17 protein-coding genes are annotated in these 18569 nt (G+C 33.6%); 3 read left to right on the top strand and 14 right to left on the bottom strand.

From position 1 onward, the window contains the following. Positions 1-373 precede the first annotated feature (373 nt). Positions 374-2533 carry a YSIRK-type signal peptide-containing protein gene (locus CD128_RS06850; protein WP_231917269.1) on the top strand — a complete coding sequence of 720 codons (2160 nt, stop codon included), beginning with the start codon at positions 374-376 and terminating at the stop codon, positions 2531-2533. A 71-nt stretch (positions 2534-2604) separates the two neighbouring features. On the opposite strand, the gene CD128_RS06845 is transcribed toward CD128_RS06850, so the two are convergent. Then, entirely contained in the window at positions 2605-3264 is a 660-nt protein-coding gene (locus CD128_RS06845; RefSeq protein WP_103329276.1) for an NAD(P)H-dependent oxidoreductase, read from the bottom strand. A gap of 319 nt (positions 3265-3583) precedes the next feature. Here CD128_RS06845 and CD128_RS06840 point away from each other — a divergent pair, with 319 nt between their 5' ends. Next, a complete protein-coding gene (locus CD128_RS06840) occupies positions 3584-4576 on the top strand; it encodes a D-lactate dehydrogenase (RefSeq protein ID WP_103329275.1) in 993 nt (330 codons plus the stop codon). Between the two features lie 62 nt (positions 4577-4638). On the opposite strand, the gene CD128_RS06835 is transcribed toward CD128_RS06840, so the two are convergent. Further along, the gene (locus CD128_RS06835; protein ID WP_103329274.1) at positions 4639-5436 is read right to left on the bottom strand and encodes a Cof-type HAD-IIB family hydrolase; all 798 of its coding nucleotides are present in this window, start codon (positions 5434-5436) and stop codon (positions 4639-4641) included. 217 nt (positions 5437-5653) lie between these two features. After that, entirely contained in the window at positions 5654-6262 is a 609-nt protein-coding gene (gene srtA, locus CD128_RS06830; protein ID WP_103329273.1) for a class A sortase SrtA, read from the bottom strand. Positions 6263-6428: 166 nt separating this feature from the next. Between srtA and CD128_RS06825 the strand changes: the two genes are divergently transcribed. After that, positions 6429-6941 carry a GNAT family N-acetyltransferase gene (locus CD128_RS06825; RefSeq protein ID WP_103329272.1) on the top strand — a complete coding sequence of 171 codons (513 nt, stop codon included), beginning with the start codon at positions 6429-6431 and terminating at the stop codon, positions 6939-6941. Positions 6942-7220: 279 nt separating this feature from the next. Here CD128_RS06825 and CD128_RS06820 read toward each other — a convergent pair whose 3' ends face one another. The 11 genes from CD128_RS06820 to pgsB all read right to left on the bottom strand — a co-directional run bounded on the left by CD128_RS06820 (position 7221) and on the right by pgsB (position 18407). After that, complete coding sequence (locus CD128_RS06820; protein ID WP_103329271.1) at positions 7221-7466, bottom strand: hypothetical protein; 246 nt, start codon at positions 7464-7466, stop codon at positions 7221-7223. Between the two features lie 187 nt (positions 7467-7653). Next, complete coding sequence (gene sdaAA, locus CD128_RS06815) at positions 7654-8550, bottom strand: L-serine ammonia-lyase, iron-sulfur-dependent, subunit alpha (RefSeq protein ID WP_103329270.1); 897 nt, start codon at positions 8548-8550, stop codon at positions 7654-7656. A gap of 13 nt (positions 8551-8563) precedes the next feature. Continuing rightward, positions 8564-9250 carry a serine dehydratase beta chain gene (locus CD128_RS06810; protein WP_103329269.1) on the bottom strand — a complete coding sequence of 229 codons (687 nt, stop codon included), beginning with the start codon at positions 9248-9250 and terminating at the stop codon, positions 8564-8566. Positions 9251-9252: 2 nt separating this feature from the next. Next, a complete protein-coding gene (locus tag CD128_RS06805) occupies positions 9253-10299 on the bottom strand; it encodes a PTS sugar transporter subunit IIC (RefSeq protein ID WP_103329268.1) in 1047 nt (348 codons plus the stop codon). A gap of 565 nt (positions 10300-10864) precedes the next feature. Next, positions 10865-11899, bottom strand: a complete 1035-nt coding sequence (locus CD128_RS06800) for a hypothetical protein (protein WP_103329267.1) — start codon at positions 11897-11899, stop codon at positions 10865-10867. Between the two features lie 292 nt (positions 11900-12191). Then, positions 12192-13679 carry a xylulokinase gene (gene xylB, locus CD128_RS06795; protein WP_103329266.1) on the bottom strand — a complete coding sequence of 496 codons (1488 nt, stop codon included), beginning with the start codon at positions 13677-13679 and terminating at the stop codon, positions 12192-12194. A 265-nt stretch (positions 13680-13944) separates the two neighbouring features. After that, entirely contained in the window at positions 13945-15546 is a 1602-nt protein-coding gene (locus CD128_RS06790; RefSeq protein WP_103329265.1) for a gamma-glutamyltransferase, read from the bottom strand. Position 15547: 1 nt separating this feature from the next. Next, positions 15548-15709: a hypothetical protein gene (locus CD128_RS11850; protein ID WP_167797482.1), complete on the bottom strand. Its 162-nt coding sequence runs from the start codon at positions 15707-15709 to the stop codon at positions 15548-15550. Beyond that, positions 15699-16772 (bottom strand): CapA family protein, encoded by a 1074-nt coding sequence (locus CD128_RS06785; protein WP_103329264.1) that lies wholly within the window; start codon positions 16770-16772, stop codon positions 15699-15701. Before CD128_RS06785 ends, CD128_RS11850 begins: the two co-directional genes overlap by 11 nt. Positions 16773-16795: 23 nt before the next feature. Next, positions 16796-17248 (bottom strand): poly-gamma-glutamate biosynthesis protein PgsC, encoded by a 453-nt coding sequence (pgsC, locus tag CD128_RS06780; protein WP_103329263.1) that lies wholly within the window; start codon positions 17246-17248, stop codon positions 16796-16798. A 1-nt stretch (position 17249) separates the two neighbouring features. Then, entirely contained in the window at positions 17250-18407 is a 1158-nt protein-coding gene (gene pgsB / locus CD128_RS06775) for a poly-gamma-glutamate synthase PgsB (RefSeq protein ID WP_103329262.1), read from the bottom strand. Between the last annotated feature and the right edge of the window lie 162 nt (positions 18408-18569).

Genomic DNA, 18569 nt, shown 5'->3' with positions numbered 1-18569 from the left:
AAACGAAATAAGTTGCTCGAACTCATTTCGTTTTATTAACTATACATTTATTTTACCCGCTCATTTAAATTCTATTCACTATAAGTTAAATCCTTTGGATAACAACTTTGGATGACCGAAGAAATTTCATTTTAGCTGTTTCACTACGATGACTTAAAGCGACTATATCATATATTTAAAATTTATTAGTCTGTATATTCTTAAAATCCACTTCTAAAAAACATGTAATTAAAATTATTTACTAAAATTATAAAAACATTTTTTTATTTTACTTCGTTTAATAGCACGCTGTTTTGGTGTATGATTATTTTAAATATATTATAAAAAAATTATATAAATAAACCTCATTATTTTAAGTTAAGGAGTGATTTTATTGATTTTCAATAATAAACAACGCTTTGGTATTCGTAAGTTCACTATAGGAATTAGTTCAATACTTTTAGGTAGTGTATTATTTATCGGGGTTGACTCAGTCGCCCATGCCTCAGAATCAAATAATATTAACAGTTCTTTACCAGCTAACTCATCATCTACAAGTAATCCAACTGATAACAATCAAACTAATGAAACTAATCAATCAGCCCCTCTAATAGATTCATCTACTAATGTAGCCAATAACGATAAAGAATTAAATAATAATGAACAATTGAATTCTACTAATAATTCTCAACCTACAAACTACAGTGAAGACACATCAGATTCATATAATACTAATACAGACAATAACAATAATGAGTCAGATTCATATAATAATAATATAGATGTAACTAATCAGGATTCTAATCAACAATCAACTTCAGATGAGAACCAACAAAAATATCATACAAACACGAATAGATTTCATTTTCCTACATTTATTCCGAATGTAGGCTCTCCTCATATTGTATATATTGGTGGCGGTGGTGTTGATGTCACACCAGGTTTATCCACATTCAAAGATGATGGTAATGTAAATTATAATTTCACTGTATCTTTAAGTCCTGTTAAATCAAGTGATCATGTCCAAACAGGTAAAACTTTTGGAATAACCATACCTAAATTCGTTCAAAACGTACAATTCAAACTCATAGGTACACGAGAAGATGAAACCTTAATTCCTCATAATGTTAATTTAACTTTAGGTCAAATATCTGAAGAAGATTATAAAAAGACTAACAAATTTAATCTCATCCCTACATATGAAGAATATTTAAAATTGAAAAATGAAGGTAAAAATGAATTACCTTCATCAGTAATAAAATATGATGAATCTGACAATTATTTTAGTGGTGGAAGTTATAACCCAGATTATGCTAAGTCTTATGGAGTAAGCACCTTAATAGATGGCTCGATAGGATTAAATGTTAGCTTTGATATCACTAACGAGCAATTTAAAAAAACGCCTTATGTACCACTAGATGCTAGACTAAGATGGAAGTCATCAATGGAAAGTTCTCCTCTTGATTCTTATGATACTGGATCACAACCGCTAGACAATTATAGACGTCCTTTAATGACTTATTTCAATCAAGATAAAAAAAGTAGATTTTCTTCATATACATTTATAGAGCATCCTGAATACATTCATGAAGATGATTTTGATGAAAACGGATTATATCTTGAACCATCAATAGGCGTTACTAAAAAGTTACATGATTGGACATTGATTGGTAATGACATTACTCATACCAACTTTATTTATACTCGTATTTTCGCATTAGCTGCCAACCCACACGTTTATTATGAAGCAGCTTCAAATGAAGATTATGCTGATGTCGCTGTAGCTAAAGTCACTGAACAACCGAAAACTCCGGAGCAACCGAAAACGCCAGAGCAACCTAATACGCCAGAACAACCGAAAACACCAGAACAACCGAAAACTCCGGAACAACCGAAAACTCCGGAGCAACCTAATACACCAGAGCAACCTAAAACACCAGAGCAACCGAAAACTCCGGAGCAACCGAATACGCCAGAACAACCGAAAACTCCGGAGCAACCTAATACGCCAGAACAACCGAAAACTCCGGAACAACCGAAAACACCAGAGCAACCTAATACGCCAGAACAACCGAAAACATCAGAAAAACCGAAAACACCAGAGCAACCTAATACACCAGAGCAACCGAAAACTCCGGAGCAACCGAAAACATCAGAACAACCGAAAACACCAGAGCAACCGAAAACTCCGGAGCAACCTAATACACCAGAGCAACCGAAAACTCCGGAGCAACCGAAAACACCAGATAAACCTAGCAAACCAGATAAACCTAGCAAACCAGATAAATCTGATTTAACAAATAAACCAAATGTATCAGAAAAACAACATCAACCTAAACATGCTCATAAAGTAAGCAATACTAACGGTTCGAATGAAAAACACTTACAAACTCATCATAAAAACACTCATCAAGATAAGATTGTAAGCGGGAAAGATAAACTTCCTTTAACTGGAGAAACTAAACAAAATAATAATATTTTATTAAGTATTCTTACTGCAATTTTTGGATCATCTTTACTTTTATTACGTCGTAAAAATATGAAGAATAAATAATAAGTATGACTAAATGAATAAAGCTATCTATTTCATTCATTAGAAGAAATAGATAGCTTTTTAAATATATTTTATTTAACCCATTGGATAACGTCATCAGCAGATTGGCGTACTTTCGCTTTAGGTTCTTCTTTTCGATAACCGAACCCAACCATGACTGAAGGTGCAAATTCATCAGTATTTAAAATGCCTTCTTCTGATAAGATTTCAGTGACTTTGTCTAAGTCAAAACCTTCCATTGGGCATGAATCAATACCTAGCAATGCTGCAGACGTCATCATATTAGCTAAGGCAATATATGTTTGTTTGCTCGCCCAATCTAGTAATGTGCGCTCATTGTCATTAATATGGAAATTCGTTTGGAATCCATTTACTTTATCATTAAATGCAGGTAACGTGCTTTCTTCGTATTTTTTAATATTTTTAACGATCGATTGAACGTAATCGGAGCTAGGAGTTACATTCTTACGGGCTAAGATAATTACGAAATGGCTTGCCGTTTTCAATTGTTTTTGAGCACCTGAACTATACGGGATTAATTTCTCACGTAAGTCTTGATTTTGGACAACGACGAAACGCCATGGTTCTAAGCCCAATGAACTTGGCGATAATCTTGCTGTTTCCAATATAGTGTTAAAGTCAGAATCGCTCACTTTTTTTGTTGAATCAAACTCTTTTGTTGCATGTCTAAAATTGAATGCTTTTATAATCGTGTCTTGCATTTCACTCATAAAAATATCCTCCTCAGTTTATTATCACCCAAATTATAAATGACTCACCCTTCACACTAAAGATATTAGCTTGCAAATTTCTCTCTTATTATTTGAAAATTAATCACAAAAGACATGTTTATGTGAAATTTTTAACATTTTAAACATAAAATTGCTAAAAACTATTGATTTGTGAATTAATTCACAATATAATGTATTTGTAAGTTAAGTAATAGAGATGTTTACAATCATTATTTTAATTACTTATACATTTCTATAGACAACTTCAGTCTTATTTATTTATTAATATATTATTACTAACTGAAATGGGGTTATTATAATGACAAAAATTATGTTTTTCGGAACTCGTGACTACGAGAAAAATGACGCTTTAAATTGGGGTAAAGCTAACAACGTTGAAGTTGTAACTTCTGAAGACATTTTAAGCGAAGATACAGTAGATCAATTAGAAGGTTTCGATGGCGTAACTACAATGCAATTTGGTAAATTAGCAGATTCTGTTTATCCTAAACTTGAAAAATATGGTATTAAACAAATTGCTCAACGTACTGCTGGTTTCGATATGTATGATTTAGATCTTGCTAAAAAACACGGCATTGTGATTTCTAACGTACCAAGTTATTCACCTGAAACAATCGCTGAATATTCTGTATCAATTGCACTTCAATTAGTACGTAAATTCCCGGCTATTGAAAAACGCGTTCAAGAACATAATTTCAAATGGGCTGCACCAATTATGTCTACACCTGTTAAAAACATGAAAGTCGCTATTATTGGTACAGGTCGTATCGGTGCTGCTACTGGTAAAATCTATTCTGGATTTGGTGCTGAAGTCGTAGGTTACGATGCATATCCAAACAATTCTTTAGATTTCTTAGAATACAAAGATTCAGTTGAAGAAGCTATTGATGGTGCAGATATCATTTCATTACATGTACCAGCAAACAAAGAAAGCTTCCACTTATTCGACGCTGATATGTTCTCTAAAGTGAAAAAAGGTGCTGTATTAGTTAACGCTGCTCGTGGTGCTGTAATCGACACACCTGAATTAATCAAAGCTGTTAATAATGGTACTTTATATGGCGCTGCTATCGATACTTATGAAAATGAAGCAGACTACTTCACTTATGACTGGACTAATAAAGAAATTGAAGATAAAACTTTATTAGAATTAATTGAAAATGAAAACATCTTAGTTACACCTCACATTGCCTTCTTCTCAGACGAAGCTGTAAGAAACTTAGTTGAAGGCGGATTAAACGCTGCTTTATCTGTTATCAACACAGGTAAATGTGACACTCAATTAAACTAAGATATCTTAAATATAATAAAAGCTGAAGTCTCTCACATGAGGACTTCAGCTTTTTTTCTTGTCTATTTTAATACTTCTTGTTCAATGATTTGTAAAACACCTTGTTCATCATTACTAGGTGCTATAGCACTTGCAATATCAAATAAAGATGGATCTTGGCTATTTGCCATCACATAGCTATATTTCGCAAATTCTAACATGTCTTTATCATTATTCGCATCTCCAAATGCCATTAACTCTGAAGGTGACATTTTCCATTCATTAAATAACCTTTGAAGTGCTTGTCCTTTAGTCATGTTTGGCATAATAATATCAATACTATCATGACCACTTGAGACAAGTTTAATCGAATCTGAGAACTTTTCTTCTAAATCAGTATCTAATGTTGAATGTGTATCGCGATTAATATTCAACGCTATTTTGACATATTCATCATCTGGCAATGGTTGAAATGAGTCAATTTCTTCTAATTGATGATAATAGAAGTGCGCATCTTTCTTAAAAGCCTCACTCGTATTTTTTAGAATATAAGCGCTTTTAAGTCCACACACGATGAATTCATCAATTTTTCTATCTTGATTCAAATAATTTACAACCTCAGTATAAACATCTTTATCAAAACTACGATAATTGTATAACTCTGTTCCTTTATAAATCACTGCCCCATTTTCAGAAATAAAGAACATATCTCTTTCACCAAATATTGATTTCAGTTTAGCAAATTGATTGCCACTTGCCGCAATAAATTCTATATTACGTTCTTTAAGCGCTTTAAAAATTTTTTCAAAACGTTGTTTATCATATTCCTTATTTGAGTTTAAAAATGTACCATCCATGTCCACTGCAATTGCTTTAACCATAAAGGTTCCCCCCTTGAGTTTAACGTCTTATTTAAAATAATTATATCTATCCCATTTTTATGATTAAAGTTTACTAAATAAGGTTGAAACTATATTCATATTTAGAAATTAAATTCAATGATTAAAACTAATTAATACTATATTTATCTTTATAAGAACAAGTAACTAAAAAATTAAAAACCTCTTACTCATTAATAAAGTAAGAGGAATTAAAAACTTAATTTATTTGTTTTGCTATGAAGATTTTACGTTTTTCCCAGATGCCTGTTTGTTCGTTGTAGTTGTCGCAAGTGATTAAGGTTAATTGATTCGTTTCACCTTTATGTTCGTCTAATACCTTAACGTCATCTGGGTTTACGTCGCGAATGCTTGTCATTTTATATTTACGTGTTTCATTGCCTACTTTAAAGTAAACTTTGCTTCCTTTTTTAGCTGCTTTCAAGTTGGTAAATTGATAATGTGGGCGATCAATAAAGGTGTGACCAGCTATTGAAATATTTTGATCGTCTAATTTTTCATCTTCTTCTGCGAAACTTACACCACGATCTAATTGTTCTGGCGTAGCCGGACCAGGATACACAGGTTCTTTAATTTCTGCATCTGGAATTGATATGTAACCTGCCATTTTGGATTTGTCTTTAGGAATGGTTGGTGTTTCCTTTTTCGTTGCTTCTTTCTTATCATTTTTATCATATTGTTCAATTTTATTGTCATTATCTTTTTCATGTAAGTAATTATCTATATGTGGTTTGGCAAATAAATATACTGCCACTAGAATTAAGATGACGCCTATAATCGTCATTAAATGACTTGTCCAATTCTTCATTAGTAGGTGCTCCTTTAAGCTTGTCGTTCTTTGCTCATAGTATATCACTTTTAAATCGCTATTTTAATTTAATTTCCTCAATTGAGTGTAAGGTTTAATTACAAGCATTTGCCTTGTATAGGTTCAACCTTTTAAAATAATAAAAAATACTAAAGTAGGTGGCAAATTGATTAGAAACGCTGAAAGACAAGATTTATCCGCAATATTAGACATTTATAATGACGCAATCTTAAATACTACGGCGGTTTACACATACGACGCACAAACGATAAAAGAACGTGAAACTTGGTTTGAAGCTAAGATACTCGCCAATGAGCCTATCTTTGTTTATGAATTAGATAAGAAAGTAGTTGGATTTGCGACTTATGGGCAATTTAGAAATTGGCCAGCATATCTATATTCAATTGAACATTCGATTTACGTTAATAAGGATTATCGTGGAAAAGGCATTGCCTCGCAACTGTTTAGTCACTTAATAGAAGATGCCAAGCAAAGAAATTATCGCACTATTGTGGCAGGGATAGATGCTTCAAACGAAGGTAGCATTAAATTGCATGAAAAATTTGGGTTTACGCACGCAGGCACAATAAAAAATGTAGGATATAAATTTGAACGTTGGCTTGATCTTGCTTTTTATCAATTTGATTTATTCGATAAATGGGAGCGGGACAGAAATTAAAATAATTTCGTCGTATCCCCAACTTGCTTTGCCTGTAGACTTTCTTTTCGAAAGTCTTTGTGCTGGGGCCCCGATCCCCAGCTTGCTTTGTTTGTAGACTTTCTTTTTCGAAAGTCTTTGTGCTGGGGCCCCGCCCGCCAGGCAAGGATGACTAGGTTTGAAAAAAGTTTGGTTTAAGCGGATTTTCAAACCAGTCAGCTACTGTCAAAATGATAAAGTAGCTGAGACATTTTATTTTGTCCCAGCCTCCTACTAATCATATAAAAAACAAGTGAACGATTATTCGTCCACTTGTTTTTGATCCACTTGTTCTTGAAATGTATAAAATCTTTCTTTTAATTCTTCTATTTTTTTCCTCTTTTTCTCTTCAATAACAAAACTCACATAATAAAACAGAAATACTAAAATCATGCTTAATGACATTGATTCAAATAAGAGATTCTCCCAAGTTCCCTCAACTGTGAAATAATGTGTAATCGTTGTGTTAATGACGAATACTAAAAAGATGATACTTAATCTAAGCATATCATCAGCCCCTTTGGAGTTATTTTATACACAGGGGTGAAATTTTGCAATAACTTTTTTAATTTTCTGTAAATTACTTTTAAGATTTTGTATATTTGGGATTGCCTTTTCAAAAAGCTATAAAAAAACCATTCTCGAATGTATTGAACACATTCGAGAATGGTTAGTTATTAGAGTTAATTATAATTTAGTTTTTAACTGGGTTTTCTTCAGCTGCGAAGATTTTTTTCTTAATCTCTTCGCCAGTCGGTGTACCTGCTAGACCACCAAGTCCAGTTTCACGAAGTTCAGCTGGTAAGCCACGACCAATTTTATCCATTGCTTCGATTACTTCATCAACTGGAATGCGACTTTCAACACCTGCTAATGCTAAGTCAGCAGAGATTAATGCGTTACCAGAACCAATCGCGTTACGCATTACACATGGAATTTCAACTAAACCAGCAACTGGGTCACATACAAGACCTAATAAGTTACTGATAGCTAATGCCATCGCGTGACCAGATGCTTCTGGCTCGCCACCTGTAACTGCTACAGCTGCAGCTGCTGCCATTGCTGATGCTGAACCAACTTCTGCTTGGCAACCACCAGTTGCGCCGGCAACACTTGCGTTGTTTGCTACAACACGACCGAATAATGCAGATACGAATAGGAAATCAATCATTTGATCTTCTGTTAAGCCATGTGTTTTTTCTAATTTAAATAATACACCAGGAATCGTACCTGAAGAACCTGCTGTTGGTGTAGCACAGATGATACCCATTGCTGCGTTAACTTCGTTCGTTGCTACAGCACCTTTAACAGCTTCAATCATTTCTTGACCTGCTAAAGCATGGTTATTTTCATTGTATTTAGCAAGTTTAATTGCGTCTTGACCAGTGTAGCCCGTTACACTTTTAACGCCTTCGCCTGTTGTACCTTTTTTCACGGCGTCACGCATAACTTCTAGGTTTTGTTTCATTGTTTCTCTAACTTCTTCGCGAGATTTACCAGATAGGTTCATCTCCTCTTGAATCATAATATCTGCAAAAGACATTTTGTTTTCAACTGCGTAGTCTATAGTTTCTCTAATTGAATCAAACACCTTTAATCCCCCTCTATTTTATATAGGATATGTTTAAGTGACTATATTTTTCTTTAATTTGATTTAACGTTGATTCAGGTAATGCTTTAGTTAATGGTAAAACCGCTAAACTATGATCTTTGCCCGTTTCGATCATTTCCTCATCAATTGACGCCCCAAGTTCACTAATATCATTTAAGAAATGGTTAACTTCTGATTTGTCAATTTTACCGTCCATCTCTAAAATAGGTAAACCATGGTTGAAATTTACTTCTAGTCCTTCAACACTAATTCTTTTTAATTTAATTGTACCGCCACCAATTGAGTTGCCGATAACTTCAATATGGCGACCTTTAGCTTCTGCAATTAAGTAAGCACAGTTAGGGTGCTCACCAATGCTTGGGCCATCTTCTTCTATAATATCAATATCAATATTTTGGTCTTTAGCAATTGTTATAGAGTCTTTGATACGACTATCAAATGTGCTATAACCCATTGAGCCACCGATAACTGCTAAGTCAGTACCGTGACCTTGGTGTGTTTTTGCGAAAGATTCATAATAGTTAATTGTTAATTTTTCAGGTTGCATATTGCCTAATACTGAATAGGCAGCATTTCCAATTTTAACAGCACCTGCTGTATGAGAACTTGAAGGTCCCATCATGACAGGGCCGATGATATCAAATGAACTTTGATAATCGTAGCTTTTTTTAGTAGCCATTATTAAACACTCTCCTTAGGTTGTTTCTGTTTACTAGGCAATTTCATACTCATATTCATTAAGTTGAATTTTTTGATTAATGTACTGAAGATAAATGCTAAAATCACACTTGAGATTGCAACTGCGATAATTGTAATAATTGATTTTGTCGCATCGTTAAAGCCAAATAATACGATTGCGCCGGCAATTGGTGTTGCCATACCTTTAACATTTATTACTAGTCCACTAAATGTTACGATACATGCATTGACCACACCGATAATGGCATTTGATCCGTATAGTTGTAAAGGATATTTAGCAATTAAATCAATTTGTGTTAATGGTTCAATGAAGACAGCAAATGCTTTTGATTTACTACCGCCAATATTAAGTCTGCTGAATAATACAGCATTTACAAATGAAGAACCAGTACATGTTAATGCACCGATAGCCATTGGAATTCCAGTTAGTCCTAACAAGCTTGTTAATACCATTGAACTTAATGGTGTCATTCCTGTTACTGGAATTACTAGTCCTAAGATAACTGCTAATGCATATGGATGACTAGCACCAACAGAAGTAATTGCACCACCAATTTGATGTAATACAGCCATAACTCCTGGGCTAATTAGTTTCGCTAATCCAAATGCAATCGCTGGTGCTAATAAAATAACAACGATTAAATCTAAACCTTCTGGAACTTTTTTCTCAATAAATTTAATACCAAAAGCAACTATGTAAGCTGCGATGAATGCTGGTAATAATTTAAAGTCATGTAAGACTAAACCTACAATAACTGCAAATACAGGTGAAACACCAAGATTTATACATGTTAAAATCCCAACTGCTACCCCTGCTAAACTTCCTACTAAATCACCAATTGTTTGGAAAAATTGGATATGAAATACTCCACCAATAGCGTAACTTAAGAACGCTTGTGGTAAAAATGTTGCACAAGCAGCCCCAGATAATGCTTGTAGTCCTTGTTTACCATATGGCGCAAAGTTTAAGAATAGCGTCATAATGATAAGCACTAATACAAGGGTGCCCACTCCTAAAATAATATTCATTCCCCAAAACCTCTTTCTATTTATTTATTAACCATGATTATGGTACACCCATTGGAAAACGATTTCAATACATCTAAAGAGACAAATAAGACTAAATTGTGAAATAAATCACATTTTGATACTTTTTGAGGAATTAAAAAATTTAATTTTGCTAAAAATTGTTAACAAATAAATAATAGTTAACATTTTACACTGTAAAAAGTAACTTTGCAAACTACTTATCCCAATTCTAAAATATTTGTAACAATACAATTAATTGTGTACTTATCTTTGAATGCATCTTCACTGTAACGTCATTTTAGATAAGAATCTAATATTTTGCTTGCACACAAATAGCAAGCGAGAAATAAAAAAATCATTAGGGATTTATTATTTACGCGCTTGCTATATTTTTAAACATTTATATATTCTACCATAAATTTTTTAACTTTATCAGATAATCTATCATAAATGCTATTGAATTATATCAAATTTTACCAATTACTTATTAATATAATTCCTTCATTATTAAACTCGCTTTTTTAAGGGAGACGCTACGGAGGTGCTCTAATTAAATAAAGTTTATTTATGACGAAGCCCCTACCAATATTTCAACTAATTCATGGTATTGGCGCTTAGTTATAAATTCTGTCGGTTTATAATTTTTATGGAAAAGTTGATTATATAATTGAAATGCTGTGTCTCGAGGAATTAAGTTAATTGAGTTAGTGGTTTGTAACCATTCTAAGAAGGAGTGTTGTACGTTGTCTTTTTTGTAAGAAACAATGAGTTGCTTAAACGTATTAAAATTAAACAAAGGTTGTTTGGGGTATAAATTGATGCATGAGTTTAAATTTTGAGAAAGTAATAAATTGTGTTTTGTTAAGCGATATTCTTCTAATATTAAACTTTCAGGAAATTTAAGTATGGTGAGGAATAATTCTAATAAAAAGGAGTGTTTTGAAGACTGGTCGTTTAAAGATTTACCTATTTCTATTGTAGGCGCGTATTTGCAATAAGCACTAAGATGCACTTCTAATATACTCTCACTATTATGATTAGAAGATAGTGTACTTAAAGAGAGTTCTATTTTGTAGTCTTCTAATTCACAATATAAAATATCATTTTTAATCTTTATTTCAAATTTTGCTTTTTGAAGATGTGTGCAAAGGATTTTAAATAATAAAAGATAATTCGAATATAGTGAAGCATTGAGATTTAAATTTGTTAAAAGTGGTTTTATTTGAGCCTCAGTAAATGGAAAGTTTCGTTTTTGTAGTGTCTTAGATTTTAAATTAATACTTTGGAGATAGTAATAAGAAGTAATAATCTGATCATGTATAGCTTGTGGATACAAATTAAGGAAGTATAAATCGTCGAGTGTGTGATTGAGTGGAGGTTCTTCTTTCAATGAAATAAGTAAGGAAGGATCATCTAATGAAAATAATTTCTTTGAGGGATATAAAATATACTGTTCTAATTGGTCTCTGTTTGGTAATGGAATGCCATGTTTACGTAGAGTGGTCTGCAAAGTCTCGTAATCTAATTCATTAATGTAGGCAAACGTTCTTAAATGATTACGCCAGACATTTTCATAAAGTTCTTGTTTGGTGATTAACATATTATTCATCCTTTCGATGTTGAAACATAGTCATAATGTCTTAAAGGATTATATTTTATAGTCATATTAAATGCTTATTTTATATTTTTGTCAATATAATTCCATTTAAAATAGATATTTTTATTTACTAATTATTTCTAGCCATTTAGCTCAAAAATTTATTTTACAAATATTTATTTTCTGCAGATAAAACTATTCGAAAAATAATATTTTGTGGGTTTCACTTTTAAGCGTAAAAAAAGAAACAAGCTCTATGATAGAACTCGTTTCTCTTTTTATACTATTTTACTTTTTATTCTTCAATTTTTAATAAAGCTTCCGTTAATTGATGTGTTTGTTTATAAATTTGTTGGTAAATTTGATAATACGCTTCATATTGACGGTGACGCTCTTCATTTGGTTCAAAGGTACGCTCGATATCGATAAATTGCTCGACACATTCATCGAATGAGTTAAACCACTCTAAACCGTATGCTGCAATCATTGCAGCTCCCATGCTCGGTCCTTCTTCATGTTTTAATTTTCGGATAGTAGCATTAAAAATATCAGCTTGCATTTGTAACCAAAATGCACTCTTCGCACCGCCACCAATAGACGTCACATGTGTAATCTCTTTACCCGCTTCTCGTATCAATTGAATAGAGTCATATAATGAATACGTAATACCTTCAAGCACGGCACGCGCAAAGTCGGATTTCGTGTGACTACCACTAATTCCAATGAAGCTGCCGCGAATAAATGCATCCCCATGAGGTGTGCGCTCACCGGCTAAATAAGGCGCAAATAAGAGACGGTTCGCACCTACAGAAGAAGTGCTCGCTTGCGCTACAATGTCATCGAATGAGTCATCTTCGAAGAATGTCTTCTTTAACCAACTGAGGCTATAACCTGCTGCTAGAGTGACACCCATTGCATAAAAGGTTTGAGGCACGCTATGGTCGAAGAAATGAATATTGTTACGATACTCGGTATGGCTATTCTTTTCAACATTAAGAACAACACCAGAAGTACCGATACTACATAACGTATCGTTATCATTAATAATACCAGCACCGATAGCGCCACACGCATTATCTCCACCGCCGGCAAAGACTTTGACTTGTTCAGTGAAACCAAGCTCTTTCGCCAATTCAGGTCGAACATCCCCAACATAGGCTGTCGAACGCACTAAAGGAGGATAAATGTCGCCAAGGCCGAAGTGATCCCCAACGTCCCGTGTCCAGTCGTGCGTTTTTGGACTAAGTAATGACGTGCTTGCTGCATCCGAATACTCCATATGCACTTGCCCTGTTAAACAATAGCGCACATAATCTTTCGGTAAAACGAAAACATCTACTTGCTTCCAAATATCAGGTTCATGTTGTTTCACCCATAACATTTTAGGCAAAGTGAATCCTTCAAGAATAGGATTGCCATTCAAACGTTCTCCATAGACCTCTTTAATTTGACTGCACTGTTCTGAGTTACGTGTATCATTCCATAATATTGCATGACGCGCTGGTTCACGATTGGCATCTAATGCGACTAGACCATGCATTTGTCCTGAGAATGAAATACCTTTCACAACATAGTCAGACATTTTTGACGCCTTATTGAGATGCTTAATACCTTGTTTAACCGCTTCAAACCACTCAACAGGATCTTGTTCGCTGTAACCTGGACGTGTTTGAATGAGTGTAAGTGGTTCACTCGTTGATGCAACCACCTCTCCTTGTCGAGTCACTGCAATAATTTTTACTGCACTTGTACCTAAATCAATACCTAACACAACTTCTTTCATGACTGCCCACCCTTTACATACTTTGTTTATAAATTCGCTATACACTTCTATGAAATCAATTCATTTTGTTTTCATTTTTTATAAAAATAAAATTAATTTCTCTAACCTACCCTTTTATCATATCGATTTTACATATAATTTCAATAGTTGCTACTATATTAATTACTTTTAATCCTAAAAAAAGTAATACCTAACGTAAACAAAGGCTGAGACAATTTATTTTGTCCCAGCCTCATGTACTGATTCTACATCCAATTTTTAAAAATTATCGGTTACCGACGTCGTGACCAATTTCTACAGTTTGATCATTTTTATTGTAAATCGCGCCTTGGACACTACCAAAGTTAGGGTCGTTACGTTTTTCTTGAACGCCGTAACCAAGATTTTTAAATTCATTGATATCTTGGTCTTGCATGGCATTTTCATAAAAGATAGTACCACCATCATTATAAAAACGTGGTTTATCAATGGATTCTTGTAATGTGCCATTTCCTCTTAAATAATCGATAAGGACTTCATTAATTAGTGTTGGAATTTTATTTCCTCCTGGCGTACCAATACCCATGTAGAAGTCAGGGCCGACTACAATGGTTGGCGCTGTATAGGAACGTGGTGCCTTATGCTTATCACCGACGTTGGGACTATTAGGGTCATTAGAGAAGTTCGTTAATGAGTTATTCATGTAGAATCCTTCTTTGACAAACTTCCCTGTACCAAAGAAACTAGATAATGTATTCGTCGTACTTGCGAGTTTACCGCTCTTATCAATAACTACGAAGTGCGTCGTACTCGTATTATTGATTTGTTGTGTATTGAAGTCACTTCCATTGTTAACGTCTGAACTAGAATTAATACTATTCAAGCGACTCAATAGATAATCATCAGATAAATGCGTATCACTACTAGCTTCTTGGCCGTTAACGACATCTCTATTACGATACATCACATCACGTGATTTGATAATACCTGAAATAAAGTTAGCACGATCATTTTGCGTATCTAAGCTTTCATCAATTTTAAGTCCTTGTAACATTAATGTCCCACCAAGTGGATTTGATGCTGAGTACACAGTATTATTCAAATATTTCGTACTAACTGGTTTCTTTTCTTCTGTTTTAAATGCTTTGAAGTCATCTTCATTTAGTTCACCATCAAGTTGCTTTGAAATACTTTTTCCAATATCTTTATAGAAATAATCTGGGCCGTCATCTCGAATCTTCTTCAGCGTTTTCGCTAGGGCGTCTTGTTTTACAACATCGCCTTCACGTACAGTACGTTTTCCTTTAAAGAAAGGTGAATCGCGATCAATATCAGAACCAAACATTTTCAAACTACGCTCTAATTCTGCATCCACTTCAAAGCCATCTTCTGCTAGTGGAATGACATAATTAAGAATTTTCTTTTCATCCATTTTACCTTCACGTTCATGCATATCATGTAAACCTTGCACAAAGCCTGGTGTCCCTATTTGGTCACCCTTTTTATAATTAAAAGAAGACATCGTTTTATATTCATACATTCTCGGCTCTTCACCATCTTTACCATCGTAAGTTAAAGTAGCACCACCTCCACCTAAACCTGATGAATGGGGTTCTGTCACTGCAAGAGCGTATGAAACACCCATAGCAGCATCAACAGCGTTACCCCCATCTTCAATGATTTTGTTACCTACATTCGTTGCAATGGCATTGTTAGATGCTACACCATAAGTCTTCTTATCGCCAGAAGATTTATGATTTGCAATTTTATTCTCAAATAAAGTGTCTTTATCAGGTTTATCTTCTTTTTTAAAATAATAAAATGTAAATGAAATCAGAATCGTCACTACTAAAATAATAGTGAGCATCACTTTATTGTAGATATTCATACTAACTGGCCCCTTTAGATAAATATTGCTCCGTTATATTTTTTAAGTCATTCTTTTCAAATTGATCAAGGCCTTCATTCGCTTTCGCAAAAGTGACCATCAATAAGATAACGATGATAATGATGGTCGTTAAGATACCTACCCAATGTTTTTTAATATTCATAGGTATATCCTCCATTCTCTTGTTTCAGATGAATTGTTTTATCCTTGATGTTATTGTAATAACGTTGTTCTTCCATTCTATTCATCTTATCTTTAGTGATTTTACCGTCTGCACCTCGCACAGGTGTGAGATGAAACTTGTTATGTTGTCCATCCCAATCATGCTGTACAACCAAACCTTTTTGATTTTTCGATAAGAATGAATCTGAAGTTAAATTTCCTAAGCTATAGAAAATACTTGCATTTTTATATTTTTCTACCTTTTGTACGACAGTATTATGGCCAATGATGACGTCAGCCCCAGCATCGATTAAAGCATGTCCATAAACCTTTTGTCGGTCAGTTACATTACGTTCATTCGGAATACCCCAATCCACATTGACGACGACTAAATCATTACTTTCTTTTAAGTTTTTAATCAATGGCACAAAGATTTTTGGGTCTAAACTAATCGAAGTCGTATTTTTGATTGGATTTTCATAATTCGATTCCACATCTGTAAAGGAAACGTTAGCTATTTTCTTACCTTTGACGTTTTGTTGCACCGTTTTACTATTGATTAAATTAGAGCCATTTCCAGTTAAGAAGTTATAATCTGTTTGTGCTTCTACTTTTTTACTCAAATCTTGAGCTTGCACATTATCAATCGTGTTATTAATTAAATTGACACTCTTAATGTTCTGTTTTTTCAAAAACATAATATTGTCTAAATTTTTATTTAGGTTATCTGTTGCATTATTTGAAAAGTGACTAACGATAAGCGAAGCAGTTGAGAAATCACTATTATGTAATGGTTCCTTCAAGCTAGCAAATACATCGTTAAGATTCATTTTTCTGATGTGTCGATTTAATGTGATATTTCCTAAATATGTATTACGAATTGCCTGTGCGTTATCCTTTGGCATTGCTTCTACTGGCTCAACCTTCACAGCACGAATAGCAAAGACTAAAAGAACGAGTGCAACTAATAAAACAATGAGTGTGTAAATAAAATTTCGACGTTTATGGCGTTTAGATTGCTTAAGTAACCATTCGCTCGCTGTTAACCGTTTTTTCTTTTTCATTACTTTACGCTCCTTGCTCGCGATTAATTAATAAAGCTGTATAAGAACAAGATGATATAGGTAATACATGTTAATAACATTGTTGATGCTAACGTAATCACGACACCTTGTTTTTGAATTGTGTTGGCAATAATACCAGGAATAACAACACCAATACCTGAAACTTCAACCGTTTCAAACGGTGTTAATGGATAAATTAAATCGAAGATAAATTTCAATACCATTCCTGTGAGTATCATCGCTGCAAATTTACGTCGTCCGTATAAAATGACCCATCTGCTAATACCGTATGTCACAATAAAGTACGTTAAACAACTAATAACGAGCACGGATAATAACATAATAGGCTGATCAAATATGAGTGCTAAATAACCCGGTACTACGAGTCCTGCGGGGTTTATTCCTAATTTCTCCGCAAAGATTAAACTTAATACAATGCCGACGAATAAGGAGAAGTATAATTCTGAACCTATCATTTTATTCTATCCCTTCTATAAATTCTGCTATTCTTCCACCTGGACCATGAATATTACCTACGCAGAAAATAAGCGCATTATGTGATTCTTTAATAATTGCTTTTTCGATTTCACTAAATTCATGATTTTCAAAATTAAGATATTTCTTTTCTGGCAAATGTTGCATGACATCTGTTACCATTTGCGTACTCTTACCTGTACAAATGAGGGTGTCAAATTCAACATCTTCAATAAAGTTTTCAGCAAATTGTCGTGTACGGTCTACCCTATCTGAACGACAATTTAAAATAACTACTTTTTTCGTGTAAGGATAGTTATAAGATTCCACTTTATCCAAGATAGCTTTTGTAGATTGCGGTTCATTTGCTGCAAATGCATTAACAAATACATTTTGCGTGTTATTTGCATTAAAATACTTAATTTCGACCGCACCTGGATCAGGTGGTGCATTTAACATACCTCTTAACGCAACATCTTTATCTACACCTACTGCTTGTGCTACCCCTAATGCAATAGCCACATTGTCTGGAAAGACTAAGTAGTCAAATTTTCTTAAATAAGATTCAGGAATCTCGTCTTTATCTACTACGATTAATTCGGTTTTACGCTTTTTGGCTTCTTTCGCAAAGAAGTCAGTATAAGCATCTTTCATAACAACCAGTTTCCCTTTGCGAGGAATCGTTGCAGTGAACGCTTGCGCAACATCTTGTAAAGTTGGACCTAACACATCCATATGGTCTTCCATTACATTGACGATTACGCCAATATTTGCTTTAACTAAATCCTCTTGAAAGACGATTTGATAATCAGGATTAACCGCCATACATTCATTTACTAAAGCATTCGCTTTACGCTTAACTACTTTACGTACAATATCTCGTTGTTCACCAATATTGGCCCCTTGAGGTTTTCTAATTACGGGATATTCTTTCTCTGTAAACCAATACATCATACGGGCGTCTGTCCCTGTAGTTTTACCAATCACATGATAATGGTCTTCTCTTAATACGCTATAAATCATCCTTGTAATCGTTGACTTACCTCGGATACCGTTTATGTTGATTCGTAGGGGAATTTTCTTTAATCGATTACTATGGCGTTTCTTTTCTTTAATACCGAGCCATAATATTAATACGATACAAATTGTAATAAGAATCAAAATAGTGCCCTCTCTTTGATTGATTTTGTATTAAGTTGTGTTTAAACCATTTTAAACAATTATGTATTTTAAAAATGAAGAAAATAAATTTATTAATATAGATTAAATTAATAACTTAATTTCACTTTCATTCCTAGTAATAGCTTATTAAAAATAAACCTT

The organism is Staphylococcus croceilyticus, assembly GCF_002902575.1.
Classification (GTDB): domain Bacteria; phylum Bacillota; class Bacilli; order Staphylococcales; family Staphylococcaceae; genus Staphylococcus; species Staphylococcus croceilyticus.
Note: the sequence above shows the minus strand (reverse complement) of the source record. Positions and strands in the feature narration are given on the sequence as shown.